The sequence below is a fragment of the Chryseobacterium sp. NFX27 genome, from assembly GCF_049887855.1.
Classification (GTDB): domain Bacteria; phylum Bacteroidota; class Bacteroidia; order Flavobacteriales; family Weeksellaceae; genus Chryseobacterium.
In genome coordinates this window covers 218,630-231,077 of the sequence record NZ_JAGEKK010000003.1, presented here as the reverse complement: position 1 = coordinate 231,077, position 12,448 = coordinate 218,630, and the positions used below count along the sequence as shown (strand labels likewise).

The window sequence follows — 12,448 nt, the reverse complement described above, 5'->3', positions numbered from 1 at the left end:
TATTGTGAAATCATTAATTGGGTTTGATTTCAAATATTACAAATTATGTATTATTTATAGATGTATAAGTCGTATATAATTGTTAAATGTTAATTGTCGTATTGTTAAATAAAAGTTAAATTAGTTTTTTATTTGATATTTTTTGAATTCAGCCAGTCCTGATAAGCTTTTGCATTGATGGCATGCTCTTCCGCACTTGCTGTAAACTTATGGTAGCCAAACCTTGCAGGATCAGCACACATAAATATGTAACTGTTGTTTTCAGCATTCAAAACCGCATCCACAGAGTTTTTATCCACCACGCAGATAGGACCCGGAGGAATTCCGGTGTTAGCATACGTATTGTATGGGGATGGGGTAGACAAATGTTTATAGAGTACCCTCTTGATCGGTTCCTTAAAATTGGTCTGCTTGTTAATCGCATAGATCACCGTAGGATCAGACTGTAGCTTCATTCCTTTTCTGTAACGGTTCAGATATAATCCTGCGATTGTTTTCATTTCATCTTTCTTTCCGCCTGATTCTTTATAAACGATAGAAGCCAGGGCATAGATCTGATCTCTCGTCAGGCCCGATTGCTGTTCCTTGTTTTTTCTTTCACTGGTCCAGAATTCATTGTACTGTTCATCAAATTTTTTGAAGAATTCTCTTGGGCTTACCGTCCAGAAAAAATTATAGGTATCAATGAAAAAATATTTTTTTAAATCCTCTGCATTTTTGTATCCTTTTTCTGCTGCTACTTTATCCAGGTCGTTTACAAAATGTAAAGAATCAATCTCCGTTTTTTTGGTTACTTTTCCTATCATCTGGTACATATCTCCAAAATCGCCGATTCTGAAGCTGTTTTCCGTCTGGTTTCCGGCCTTGATCATATTCACAAGATTTGTATTTCCTGCTCCTGACTGGAAATGATAGCGGCCCGGCTTAAAAAACTTATCAAGATCCTTATCTCTGGCAACCGCTTCAAAAGCGTCCTTGTCTTTTATATAAGGACCCACTGAATCCAGAATCTGTTTGAAATCCGCTTTGTGGGGAATCAGGACATATCCGTCTTTCTCTACGTTGTTTCCATAGTATTTATTATAAAATCTCAAACCAAAAAATCCTGCCGCTCCTACAATAATGAGAGCGATAATGAGAACAGTTTTTTTCATTATTAAAAATTTGATTAAAAGTTTAGTTTTTAAATAAGATCAATTTTACCTCTAAAAACTTGCTTTGCGGGACCTTCAAGCCAGATGTTTTGGAAAGAATTTCCGTTTTTTTCAGCATGAACCTTAAGATTTCCACCTAAAGTTTTAACTTTTACAGAGATTAGATTGTTTTTTTGCAGAAAAGTTAAAGCAGAAGCTGTAACTCCTGTTCCACAGCTGTAAGTTTCATCCTCAACGCCTCGTTCATAGGTTCTTACGAAAATTTCGTCATCAGTAATTTTTTCAACAAAATTCACATTGATGCCATTTTCCTTATAATTTTCTGAGTTTCTTATGCCGTGACCTGCTGCAAAAACATTGTAATTCACCAGATCTTCTACATATTTTACATAATGAGGAGATCCCGTATCCATTACAGTGTCTTGTCCATCTTCAGAGATGGTATCCACATCAATCATTTTTAATTTGATAATACCGTTATGGATCTCTGCTTCATGTTCACCGTCTATAGCAATGAATTTGCACTTATCTTCAAAAATATCCAGAAAGAAAGCAAAAGCTACCAGACATCTTCCGCCATTTCCGCACATGGTGCTCTCGCCGCCATCAGAATTATAGTAGACCATCTTAAAATCATAGGCGTCATCATTTTCCAGAAGGATAAGCCCGTCGCCGCCAATTCCGAAGCGTCTGTCACATAATTTTCCAATAAGATCTTTTTCTTTAGGGAACTGCAGATCACGGTTGTCAATCATTACAAAGTCATTTCCCGTCCCTTGATATTTATAAAATTCCATATTTTTAGTCTAAAATTAACGAACAAAATTAATATATTTAAAATGAAAAACGAACAGTGTTAGCTGTCCGTTTTCTTATTTATAATCGTTTTATCTAAATCCGCCTCCGCTGGACTGCTGTCTTGTAGAACCGCTGTTTTGCTGAGTGTTACTCTGGGTACTTGTACTTCCCCTGAATCCGCCGGAAGATTCTGTTCTGTTGCTGTTCTGGTTTTGATTATACTGCTGTGTATTTCTAAAACCTCCGCTATTCTGATTATTCCGGTTTCCCTGATTGTTCTGGGAATTTTTTCCGCCAGAATTTCTAAAGCCTCCGTTGTTCTGGCTGCTCTGTGGTCTCTGGTTGTTATTATTAGAATTGGTATTGCTCGAATTTCTGAATCCGTTATTACTGCTGCTGTTTCTTGTGCCGGTTCTGTTATTGTTAAATCCGCTGTTATTATAGTTACCTCCGTTGTTGTTATTAGGCGTATTCCGGAATCCGTTATTAGGTCTCTGTGAAGTTACCGTAGTTTTTCTTTCAACATATACTTTTCTTCGGCTGTCGCCTAAATTATAGTAATAATAAGGAATGCCGTTATCATAATAATAATTGACATCGTTTCTGTAATAATAGCCGTCATTTCCGTAATAACCGCCGTTTCCGTAATATCCTGAAGGAGCATAATAATACCCGTTGTTATAATATGGATCTCCGTAGCCACCATTGTTTGCATACCCGTCACTGTAAGCTAAACATGATGTTAAACTGCTGATAGCTACAATACTGAATGCTATTTTAAATAAATTTTTCATGACTTTATCGTACTTTTTTCTTTTAAACTTTTTTTCCAATTGAGGTATCCTAAGATAGCCATTATAGTAAATACCAAATATTGAACCGAAGTGATACCGAGTTCCTTAAAAATCATCATAGGGATACAAATAAAATCCCCGATGATCCAGAAAATCCAGTTCTCAATGCGCTGTTTGGCCATAAACCACATTCCCACTAAAAATATAGAAGTGGTAATAACATCAAGCCAATTTGCCCAATCCAGATGATATAATCCTAAATTAGCACCTTCCATAGAAAATTTATTGTCGATATAAGGCTTGTAATAATAAATAAGGGTAACCAGTGCCATGCTCAATACAAAAAGAATTCCAGCGAATATTCTTTCCTTCCTTGTTGCCCAGCTCACCTCCACATGAATATGGTCTTCAGAATTTTTAGACCAAAGGACCCAGCCGTAAATGCTCATTGCAGTATAATACACATTGATCATGCAGTCGCCGAGAAGACCGAAGTTAAAAAGAATGTAAACGTAGATCAGCGTAGAAATGATACCTGTAGGGTATACCCAGATATTCTTTTTTATTGAAAAATAGACGCTTAAAATTCCGAAAAATGTACCCGTGGCTTCCAGTAGAATTTGTAGACCACTGTAGTTTTCATACGGCTTTACAAAAAGATCATATAAATTCATGTGATCAAAAATAAGCAAAAATTAGCACTTTTGAAAATAAATTAAATAATGTGTAAATCAGTTTTTTAAATATTTTTATTTAAAATAAATCACGAAAGTTTATTAATAAACGTTAAGGTTTGTAAAATTTTTATATTTTCGTAAATCTTTAATTAAATAAAAAAACATGTCTAAAATTTGGGTTAAGAAGCCAATGAGCGCTTATGAAGCTGATATCAAAAAGAGCCAGCTGAAACGCGTTCTGGGAAAATGGAGCCTTACTGCTATCGGAATCGGAGCAATCATTGGAGGGGGAATTTTTGTACTTACAGGAACAGGTGCTTATTATAATGCAGGGCCTGCACTGGCACTTTCATTCGTAATTGCAGGTATTGCCTGTGTATTTGCAGCACTTTGTTATGCAGAATTTGCTTCCATACTTCCCGTAGAAGGTTCAGCTTACGCTTATGCTTATGGAACGGTGGGAGAAATTTTTGCATGGATCATAGGCTGGGGGCTGATACTTGAATACGCTATGGGATCTATGACGGTCGCCGTATCCTGGTCGGGATACTTTGCCAAACTCCTCAAAATGTTCGGACTGCATCTTCCGGCTTATCTCACCACAGATCCACAGACTTATATTGCAGCAGGAAACTCCGGGTTTTCCATGAACTTACCCGCATTTTTAATTGTTTTCTTTGTGATTTCTATTCTGGTAAGAGGAACAAAAGGTGCTGCTAAAGCCAATAACTTTATTGTGATACTTAAGGTTTCTGCTATTATTTTCGTAATCGTTGCAGGAGCATTTATTATTTTAAATTTAGCTGATCCTTTTAAAAACTGGGTTCCTTTCATTCCTGATCCAACCACTATTACCGAAAATGGAGTCTCGCATTCCGCCTACGGCGTGGCAGGAGTTGTGGCAGGAGCATCGGCTATTTTCTTTGCTTATGTAGGTTTCGATGCCGTTTCTACACAGGCAGGAGAAGCCATTAACCCTAAAAAAGACGTACCGTTTGCGATCATCGCTTCGCTGATTATCTGTACCCTTTTATATATCCTTGTCTCTTTGGTATTAACAGGAATGATGCATTATACAGACTTTAATCCGCTGGGTAAATATCCTGATGCGATCAAAGCTCCTGTGGCGTATGCATTTGATATTGCAGGATATGCCTGGGCTGGATATATTATTACCATTGCTGCTACAGTAGGATTAATCTCTGTATTGATGGTCATGATCATGGGACAGTCAAGAATCTTCCTTGGAATGTCTAAAGACGGATTGATTCCTGCTACTTTTTCAAAAGTAAACCCTAAAACTGGAGTGCCTACGAAGAACCTTCTTATTTTAGGAGTAGTGATTGCTATTGTGGCTTCCCTTACCCCAATCAATGATCTTGCACACATGACCAGTTTTGGGACATTGTTTGCCTTTACAATGGTATGTGTGGCGGTTTGGGTATTAAGAGTGAAAGAACCTCATTTACAAAGAAACTTTAAAGTTCCTGCTTTACCGCTTATTGCCTGTTTAGGTATCGCGATCAATGTTTATCTGATCTTCAACCTGAGCAAGGAAGCACAGATGTATTCTTTTGCATGGCTGATCATCGGATTTTTTGTGTACTTCCTGTACAGTAAAAAGCATTCAAAACTTCAGAACGGAGGTTTTGGAGAAACTTTTAAAGCAGAACAGGAGCCTTTGGAAAAACCTGATCTAGATTAATAAAAATATCAACTTAAAATCCACAGAATTCTGTGGATTTTTTATTTTTGTCTATATGAAAAAGCTTATACCGTTTTTATTTTCCTTTTTAGGGATTTTTACATTTTCTCAGCAGATCGAAAGTTTTGAGACCATTCTTAATGATAAAATAAGCATCCGGGCTCTGGAAGTGGATGGTGGGAAAGTCTGGTACAGTGGAACAGATTCAAAATTCGGATTTGTTGATCTTAAAAATAAAGAGAACCGGAAGCAGATTAATCTTTCCGATAAAAAGCTCCAGTTTAGGACACTGGCGAAGGATAAGAATTCTTTTTATACCATTAATATTGAAAGTCCTGCCTATTTTTTTAAGATGGATAAAAAAGATCTGAAATCACAAATCATCTTTACTGATACTGTGAAAACCGCTTTTTACGATGCTCTGCATTTTGTGAATGATCAGTTGGCTTACACCTTCAGTGATGCCGATAAGGATAATCTGCTGAAACTGGCTGTTTACCGTAAAGGGCAATGGAAGATGTTTAAAAGTAATGTACAATTGAACAGTGGTGAGGCGGCTTTTGCGGCAAGCAATACCAATATTGCTTCAACAAAAAAGTACCTGTGGATAGCAACCGGTGGAAAAGCATCACGAATTCTGAGAATGGATCTGAAAAAAGAAAATATCCAGGTTTTTGAAACTCCTTTTATTCAGGGGGAATCTTCTCAGGGAATGTATTCAATAGATTTTTATGACGATAAATTTGGGATTGCAGTAGGCGGAGATTATACCCAGCAGGATGCAAATATCAATAATATGGCAACCACCAATGACGGTGGGGCAACATGGCAGATTCAGGCTTCCGGAAAGAATGCAGGCTATGCGACCTGTGTGAAGATTAAGCCAGGTTCAAAAGGTAAAGAGATCATTGCTGTAGGTGATAAGCACATCAGTTATTCTTCTGATTTTGGAAAAACATGGGAAAAGATTTCTGATGAGAAAGGTTTTTTTGTTTGCCGTTGGATTGATGGTAATACCGTTGTTTTTGCAGGAAAAGACAGGATCTCAGTCATGAAATTAAAATTTTAAATCTTAGAAATAGAATTTATCATAATCTGAAGGATCTCAGCAATGATCATATTTAGACTCATTATAAAATAAAGCCTAATATATTTCATGGTTTAAAATTCATTCGTAATGGTTAATTTTGCAGGATGAAATTTTATGTTAAGTTTCATGATTCGATAATATTTTAAATTTTGAAATGAATTCTTTAATAGATAAGTATAATATTCCCGGGCCGCGATACACTTCTTATCCCACTGTTCCTTACTGGGACGAATCTACATTTTCTACTGAAAAATGGAAGGAGAGCGTGATCAGGTCGTTTCATGAGAGTAATGCAGGGGAGGGGATTTCTATTTATATTCACCTGCCTTTTTGCGAGGCATTGTGCACGTTCTGTGCCTGCCACAAACGTATTACGAAACAGCATAGCGTTGAAATTCCTTACCTGGAAAGTGTCTTAAAGGAATGGAAGCTTTATCTGGAACTTTTTGAAGAAAGACCAAAGCTTAAAGAGCTTCACCTTGGAGGGGGTACTCCTACATTTTTTTCGCCCAAAAATTTAAAAACCCTGCTCGAAGGGATCTTTGAAACCGTAGAAATAGCAGAACATCCTGAGTTTTCTTTTGAAGGACATCCGAATAATACAACAAGGGATCACCTTCAGACTTTATACGATCTTGGCTTCAGAAGAGTAAGTTTTGGAGTTCAGGACTATGATCCTAAAGTTCAAAAGGCGATCAACAGAATACAATCCTTTGAAAATGTAAAGAATGTAACAGAATGGGCTAAGGAAATCGGTTACAGAGGAATCAGTCATGATTTGGTTTTCGGACTTCCGCACCAGAGTTGGGATGCTATGGAGCATACAATCAGAAAAACAATGGAACTGAAGCCAGACAGGCTTGCTTTTTATTCCTATGCCCATGTTCCATGGGTAAAAGGGGTAGGACAGAGAGGTTTCGATGAAAATGATCTACCTAGTGGTGAAGAAAAACGACGTTTATATGAAGACGGAAAAAAGCTGCTTGAAGACTTGGGATATATAGAAGTGGGAATGGATCATTTTTCTCTTGAACATGATGACCTGTACCAATCTCTGATTCATAAAAAACTTCACAGGAATTTTATGGGCTATACTTCAAGCAATACCCAACTGATGGTAGGTCTTGGAATGTCTGCGATTTCAGATTCCTGGTATGCTTTTGCCCAGAATGTAAAGACAGTGGAAGAATATCAGAAGATTATTGAAGAAGGCAGGATTCCTGTGGTAAAAGGCCATATTCTGGACGAAGAAGATCTTACTGTAAGAAGACATATTCTGAATCTGATGTGTCAGCTTGAAACAACTTTTACTGATAAAAATTCCTTCCCGGAACTGGAAAATGCATTTGCAATGCTGGAAGAAATGGAAAAAGATGAATTGGTGGAGATTTACGACAATCAAATCAGGATCACAGAAAAAGGAAGAGCATTTACGAGAAATGTTGCCATGGTTTTCGATCTCAGGATGATGAGGAATAAACCGGAAACGAGAATTTTCTCTATGACGATATAAAACAAAAGAGGCCGTCTAAAAGTTAAGCTAGTTCTGAGTTATAAACATTGAAATTGTATAAATTTCAATTTAAATTATATAATATCAAGCTTGTGTAATTATATAATTTTACGAAGAATCAAAAAGCTAAAAAATGCAAAAAAAAACTTTAAAACTAAAAAAGAAAACTATCTCAAGTCTTGATCAAACTTTAGCATCAAAAATTAAAGGTGGAGAGTTGGGTATAGACAATGGAATTTGGACAGGAGGATGTACGGATGGCTGTGGAGGAATGCAAAGCGTTCTTATGTGTACTCATGCTGATTGTACTGCTGATTGTACTAATGGAGTTACTACAAAAAATACTAGTACAGCTAAATGTTATTAATATAATTGTAAATCCAAAATAACTTGAGTCGGAATAATTTATTCCGACTTTTTCATTGCAATATTTTAATAATTTAAAGAATGTACAAAGATATATTGACTGAAATAGTTGATCTTTTAGAAAATAAACGAGATTTACTACAAAACGACTATGGGCTTTTGTCTGGGTTAACAGGAAAAGCAATATTAATAAATGAATATAAAAAGCTTTATCCTGAAAGTAAAATAGAAATTGAAACTTATATAGAGGATGTTTTTAATTCCATTGAAAACTATGATTCTATTTCTACTTATTGTGCTGGAATATCTGGAGCGTGTCTTGGTATTGGTTATTTGAATAAAAGTAATTTTGAAGGAGATGGAACTTTCGATTTTATTTCGGATGAAGTTGAAGAATTTATAGACTTAAGTTACGTAAACTATATAAAAGATGATAATATCGATTTTTTACATGGATCAGTAGGAGTAGCTTTTTATTACTTAGAAAGACTAAATGAAGATAAGGATCAAGAAAAATATAAAAATAATATTGAGATATTGTTATCCCATTTGAAGGAAACAGGTATTTGGAATGATAATATGTTAAGGTGGAAAGAAAGTACAAATATTTCACTATCCCATGGAATGGCAAGTATCGTTATTCTATTATGTAACCTAATTCGGCAGGATATTAATTTTAATACAGATATCTCACATATTTTAAAAGAGGTTGTGAATTATATTTTATCACAAGAAATAGATTATTCTCAGTATGGTTCTTTTTTTCCGAACAAATCAAATTCTTATGAAATTGGGAAAAGTCGGTTAGCGTGGTGCTATGGCGATCTTGGCATTGCTTTATGTTTGTTGAATGCTTCGGAAGTATTAAATGATGATCTCATTAAAAAAAAAGCATTGCAAATAATCAATTATGCATCTAACAGAAGAGATTTAGAAGAAAATTTTATTGTGGATGCTAGTCTTTGTCATGGTACTTCGGGGATAGCAATGTTTTTTTATAGTTTATTTCTTAAAATGAAAGATGATCATTATCTAAACACTGCAAAATATTGGCTAGATAAAACAATAGAATTATACCGAGAAAAGAAGGTGTTTTATTTAGTAAACGAAAATCGATATGATCATGAAAGGCTAAGCTTATTAGAAGGGAAAATAGGAATAGCATTAGCAATTTTAACTATTCATTTTAATGTACAATCTGAATGGCAAAAATTTTTACTGATTTAAATATGAACAAAAAATATAAAAATTTCAATAAATTTCTATTAAGAACACCCGCTTTAGGATTTAATATAGATAAGATAAGTAAAGTGGAATTTGAAAATAATTTACTTTTCAAAGAAGCCATATTTAATAGTTCAATTGAATTATATCATGAGATGGAAAAATTCATTGAGAATCTTATTACTAATGAAAAGGACAAAGAAAAAATATTTAGTTCTTTATTCAAATACTGGAGAAGAATAAGAACAAGAACAACTCCATACGGCTTATTTTCTGGTGTTACTTCTGGTTTCATTACATCAGAAAAATCTGAAGTTATCTTTAATAATGAAATCAAAAGATTTATTAGACTGGATATGGAAATTATTTGTTCCATTATAGAAAAGTTAGAAAAGATTGTAAAGTATAATATTTTTTACTTTCCGAATGATACTCTATATAATGTGCATAATGAGGTAAGGTACTATGAAACAAAGTTTAGTGAAAATAAACATTTTAAATATTCAATCTCATCAGTATACAAGACTTCTATACTAAAAAAAATTATAAAGTATGCACAAAAGGGAACTAAAATTGAGAATATGATTTCATTTGTAACGGAAATTGAGAATGAAATATCAAATCAAGAAGCAGAAGATTTTATTTTAGAATTGATAGATTCTAAGATTCTTATAAGTGAAATTACGCCATCCATTACAAATGGAGATCCATTAAATTATTTAATTGATATCTTAATTCAACGAGATGTACAACCTGATATTGTCTCTTTATTAATTAATATAAAAAGTATAATTGAAAATTACGATCCTTTAAATCCAGAAATTAGCCATAATTTAGTGATATGTATACTTGATAAAATAAAGATAAGTTATAGTAAGAAAAATATTTTCCAAATTGATTTACATAAAGAAGCAAGTGTTTCAAATTTGAATAAAGAAATATGTGATGAGATATTATCTGCAATTTTATTCTTAACTAAATTGAATCACAATAGTAATAAAAATGAAAATTTAGAATTATTTAAAAAAGCTTTTACTGAAAAATTTGAGGATAGGGAAGTTGATTTTCTTTTTGCTTGTGATGCAGATGTTGGTATTGGATATCCAGTAAGTTATAATGGAGAACCATATGTGAATGATTTGACTAAGGGATTAAGGTTGCCATTAAAAAATACACAAGATGACGATAACCTAAATCTGAATAATAAACAAAAATTGTTATTTGAGAAAATAATAGAAACGGTACGATTAGGTGAAAATGAAATAATACTAACTGATAAGGATGTTGAAAATAAAAGCTTACATGATTTGTATCCAACATTTTACTGTAGTTTTGAAATAGTTGGTAGTGAAGAAAATCAACATATTTTAAAGTTAAATTCTGCAGGAGGAAATTCAGGTGCTAACTTGTTGGCAAGGTTTTCTCATATGAGTTTCGACATAGATGATTTTATTAAAGAAATTACTAAAAAGGAACAGGAATTAGTGGCTTTGCCCATCTTAGAAATTGTACATATTCCTAATCCAAGAATAGGAAATGTGATTATCAGACCTCAAATGAGAGATTATGAATTAACAATTCTTACTAATTCTTCTTCATCGTGTAAAAGTATACCTGTTTCTGATTTAACTATATCAATTGTTAAAGGAAAAATTATTTTAAAATCTAAAACGCTTAATAGTGAAGTGAAGATTGCGCATACCAATGCATTAAATCATTCAATGTCCAATATTCCAGCTTTTGGGCTATTATGTGATATACAAAATGACAATGAAAATTTATTAGGAGTATCACTTACTCCTAATAAGAGTTTAAAGTATATCCCTAGAGTTAAATACAAAAATGTCATCCTAAGTCCTGCAACTTGGTTTTTTGAAAAAAAAGAAATTGAGAATAATATTTCTAAGGACAATTTAGAGAGCATTAATATTTGGAGAGAAAAATATAAGATGCCACAATTTGTTATCTTTTGTCAATCAGATAATGAACTGTTTATAGATCTTTCAGATAAAATTAGTGTAATGTCATTATTTGAAATAATTAAAAAAAATAATTTTATAACTTTAAAAGAATTCTTATTTGATTCAAACTGTTCTATAGTAAGAGATTTGGAGAATAATGTTTATACAAATGAATTTATAGTTTCTTTTTTTAAAAATGAATTATGAAAGGAAAATACATGCCTGGTTCAGAATGGGTATATTTAAAGTTTTATGTGAGTAGATCGTTTTCAGATAAAATTTTAACGGATGATATATTTAAAATTATTAAATATATTGAAAAAGAGAACTATATAGAAAAGTTCTTTTTTATTAGATATTCTGATCCATATTATCATATTAGATTAAGAATTAAGCTTAAAAATGTTAATTCAATAAATTTAATTTTGAATTTATTTCAGAATAGATTAAAAAAGTATATTGAAAATGATATTATTTGGAAAATTCAAATGGATACATATGAACAAGAGCTTGAACGCTATAACGAAAAATTAATGGATATTACAGAATCACTCTTCTGTGTTGATAGTGAATATTGCATTAAGATGTTAAAGATTATCAATAAAAGTGAAATAGAAGACTATAAATGGAAAATTTCGTTGATAAGCGTGGATTCTTATCTTAGTTTTTTTTGTAAAAGTCCTGAGGATAAGCTGAAAATTATAAGTAGCATGAGCGAGTCTTTTAGATATGAGTTTGGCTACAATATAAACAATTCAAAAATACTTAATGAATTGTATAGGGATAAAAGGAAATTTGTAGAGGATATTATTGATGAATCAAAGCGATTATTGAATGATGATCCAATAATGAAGAAATTAATAATTCTATTAAAAAAAAGAGATTCAGAGCTAAAAAAAACTATTGAGATTTTAAAAAATATTTGTTTAAAAGAAGAAATTAATTTTGAAAAGTATATTTTTAGTTATATACATATGAATATTAATAGAATGATTCCTACAAATAATAGAGCACATGAACTACTATTATATGATTATGTTAGGCGTTTTTATGAAAGTAAAATTGCTAAAAATAAATACATGATATTGTCATCAGATAAAGTGTAAAGTTCTAATGGTCAGGTTTAATTCCCGACAGTTAGGGCTCAAAAATAATTTCAGTTATTG

The 12,448-nt window shown here is 32.9% G+C and carries 11 protein-coding genes; 7 read left to right on the top strand and 4 right to left on the bottom strand.

Going from position 1 to position 12,448, the window contains the following annotated elements; translation table 11 throughout:
* Positions 1-128 precede the first annotated feature (128 nt).
* The 4 genes from mltG to pnuC form a co-directional block, all read right to left on the bottom strand.
* Positions 129-1,154 (bottom strand): endolytic transglycosylase MltG, encoded by a 1,026-nt coding sequence (mltG, locus tag J4Q03_RS05245; RefSeq protein ID WP_426047154.1) that lies wholly within the window; start codon positions 1,152-1,154, stop codon positions 129-131.
* A 29-nt stretch (positions 1,155-1,183) separates the two neighbouring features.
* Positions 1,184-1,951 carry a diaminopimelate epimerase gene (gene dapF / locus J4Q03_RS05240; protein ID WP_426047153.1) on the bottom strand — a complete coding sequence of 256 codons (768 nt, stop codon included), beginning with the start codon at positions 1,949-1,951 and terminating at the stop codon, positions 1,184-1,186.
* Between the two features lie 90 nt (positions 1,952-2,041).
* Entirely contained in the window at positions 2,042-2,746 is a 705-nt protein-coding gene (locus J4Q03_RS05235) for a hypothetical protein (RefSeq protein WP_426047152.1), read from the bottom strand.
* Positions 2,743-3,420, bottom strand: coding sequence for a nicotinamide riboside transporter PnuC (pnuC, locus tag J4Q03_RS05230; RefSeq protein ID WP_426047151.1), 678 nt, complete (start codon positions 3,418-3,420; stop codon positions 2,743-2,745). The genes J4Q03_RS05235 and pnuC overlap by 4 nt, the downstream gene beginning before the upstream one ends.
* 166 nt (positions 3,421-3,586) lie before the next feature.
* On the opposite strand from pnuC, the gene J4Q03_RS05225 reads away from it, so the two are divergent.
* The 7 genes from J4Q03_RS05225 (at position 3,587) to J4Q03_RS05195 (ending at position 12,388) form a co-directional block, all read left to right on the top strand.
* Positions 3,587-5,128 carry an APC family permease gene (locus tag J4Q03_RS05225; protein WP_426047150.1) on the top strand — a complete coding sequence of 514 codons (1,542 nt, stop codon included), beginning with the start codon at positions 3,587-3,589 and terminating at the stop codon, positions 5,126-5,128.
* A gap of 55 nt (positions 5,129-5,183) precedes the next feature.
* Positions 5,184-6,197: a WD40/YVTN/BNR-like repeat-containing protein gene (locus J4Q03_RS05220; protein WP_426047149.1), complete on the top strand. Its 1,014-nt coding sequence runs from the start codon at positions 5,184-5,186 to the stop codon at positions 6,195-6,197.
* 175 nt (positions 6,198-6,372) lie between these two features.
* On the top strand, positions 6,373-7,731 hold the full coding sequence (gene hemN, locus J4Q03_RS05215; protein ID WP_426047148.1) for an oxygen-independent coproporphyrinogen III oxidase: 1,359 nt from the start codon (positions 6,373-6,375) through the stop codon (positions 7,729-7,731).
* A 133-nt stretch (positions 7,732-7,864) separates the two neighbouring features.
* A complete protein-coding gene (locus J4Q03_RS05210) occupies positions 7,865-8,098 on the top strand; it encodes a hypothetical protein (RefSeq protein ID WP_426047147.1) in 234 nt (77 codons plus the stop codon).
* Between the two features lie 80 nt (positions 8,099-8,178).
* The gene (locus J4Q03_RS05205) at positions 8,179-9,324 is read left to right on the top strand and encodes a lanthionine synthetase LanC family protein (RefSeq protein ID WP_426047146.1); all 1,146 of its coding nucleotides are present in this window, start codon (positions 8,179-8,181) and stop codon (positions 9,322-9,324) included.
* Positions 9,300-11,489, top strand: coding sequence for a lantibiotic dehydratase family protein (locus tag J4Q03_RS05200; protein ID WP_426047145.1), 2,190 nt, complete (start codon positions 9,300-9,302; stop codon positions 11,487-11,489). The genes J4Q03_RS05205 and J4Q03_RS05200 overlap by 25 nt, the downstream gene beginning before the upstream one ends.
* The gene (locus tag J4Q03_RS05195) at positions 11,486-12,388 is read left to right on the top strand and encodes a thiopeptide-type bacteriocin biosynthesis protein (protein WP_426047144.1); all 903 of its coding nucleotides are present in this window, start codon (positions 11,486-11,488) and stop codon (positions 12,386-12,388) included. The genes J4Q03_RS05200 and J4Q03_RS05195 overlap by 4 nt, the downstream gene beginning before the upstream one ends.
* The last annotated feature ends 60 nt before the right edge of the window (positions 12,389-12,448 follow it).

What these genes read in the sequence shown, in the direction of transcription:
- mltG (WP_426047154.1), bottom strand. Translation starts at nt 1,154, where the DNA reads ATGAAAAAAACTGTTCTCATTATCGCTCTCATTATTGTAGGAGCGGCA.
- dapF (WP_426047153.1), bottom strand. Translation starts at nt 1,951, where the DNA reads ATGGAATTTTATAAATATCAAGGGACGGGAAATGACTTTGTAATGATT.
- J4Q03_RS05235 (WP_426047152.1), bottom strand. Translation starts at nt 2,746, where the DNA reads ATGAAAAATTTATTTAAAATAGCATTCAGTATTGTAGCTATCAGCAGT.
- pnuC (WP_426047151.1), bottom strand. Translation starts at nt 3,420, where the DNA reads ATGAATTTATATGATCTTTTTGTAAAGCCGTATGAAAACTACAGTGGT.
- J4Q03_RS05225 (WP_426047150.1), top strand. Translation starts at nt 3,587, where the DNA reads ATGTCTAAAATTTGGGTTAAGAAGCCAATGAGCGCTTATGAAGCTGAT.
- J4Q03_RS05220 (WP_426047149.1), top strand. Translation starts at nt 5,184, where the DNA reads ATGAAAAAGCTTATACCGTTTTTATTTTCCTTTTTAGGGATTTTTACA.
- hemN (WP_426047148.1), top strand. Translation starts at nt 6,373, where the DNA reads ATGAATTCTTTAATAGATAAGTATAATATTCCCGGGCCGCGATACACT.
- J4Q03_RS05210 (WP_426047147.1), top strand. Translation starts at nt 7,865, where the DNA reads ATGCAAAAAAAAACTTTAAAACTAAAAAAGAAAACTATCTCAAGTCTT.
- J4Q03_RS05205 (WP_426047146.1), top strand. Translation starts at nt 8,179, where the DNA reads ATGTACAAAGATATATTGACTGAAATAGTTGATCTTTTAGAAAATAAA.
- J4Q03_RS05200 (WP_426047145.1), top strand. Translation starts at nt 9,300, where the DNA reads ATGGCAAAAATTTTTACTGATTTAAATATGAACAAAAAATATAAAAAT.
- J4Q03_RS05195 (WP_426047144.1), top strand. Translation starts at nt 11,486, where the DNA reads ATGAAAGGAAAATACATGCCTGGTTCAGAATGGGTATATTTAAAGTTT.